Source organism: Planctomonas deserti, assembly GCF_003067705.1.
Classification (GTDB): domain Bacteria; phylum Actinomycetota; class Actinomycetes; order Actinomycetales; family Microbacteriaceae; genus Planctomonas; species Planctomonas deserti.
Genome location: NZ_QANL01000149.1, coordinates 1 through 569, shown reverse-complemented (window position 1 = coordinate 569; position 569 = coordinate 1). Strand labels below are relative to the sequence as shown.

Sequence of the window (569 nt, the reverse complement as noted above, 5' to 3'; positions counted from 1 at the left end):
AGCTGCTGGCCGACCCGTCCGACGAGCGCAGCCTGGCCGAATGGGCGCATTGGGCTGGCCTGTCGCCGCGCAGCCTGACCCGTCACTTCCGCGACGAGACCACCCTCAGCTTCGCGCAGTGGCGGCAGCAGGCCCGCCTGTCCGAGGCCCTGCGCCAGCTGACCGAAGGCCGCAGCGTGGCCGATATCGCCCATGCACTGGGTTTCAGCAGCGCCAGCGCCTTCGTCACCGTGTTCCGCCGCCACTTCGGGCTGCCGCCGGGACGCTACCTGGCACGGGCCGGGCATGGCCTGGAAACCGGGCTGGACCCTGCACGTGGCTTGGCATCCCCCGCCGCATCCGGATAATCACAGGATTGCGAGCGGCGACCGCCGTCGCCGCCTCCCGACAACAGGTAACAACGCCGCATGACCGAACTTGCCCGCCCCGTGTTCCACGGATTCGAACAACTGCCGCTGCGCGAGTACGCCGAACGCGCCTACCTCGACTACTCGATGTACGTGGTCCTGGACCGCGCCCTGCCGTTCATCGGCGACGGCCTGAAGCCGGTGCAGCGCCGCATCATCTAT

1 protein-coding gene is annotated in these 569 nt (G+C 69.1%); it reads left to right on the top strand.

Going from position 1 to position 569, the window contains the following annotated elements:
• The coding region (locus DAI20_RS20015; protein ID WP_159085157.1) for a helix-turn-helix domain-containing protein at positions 1–347 on the top strand (347 nt) is incomplete at its 5' end.
• Positions 348–569: the final 222 nt, after the last annotated feature.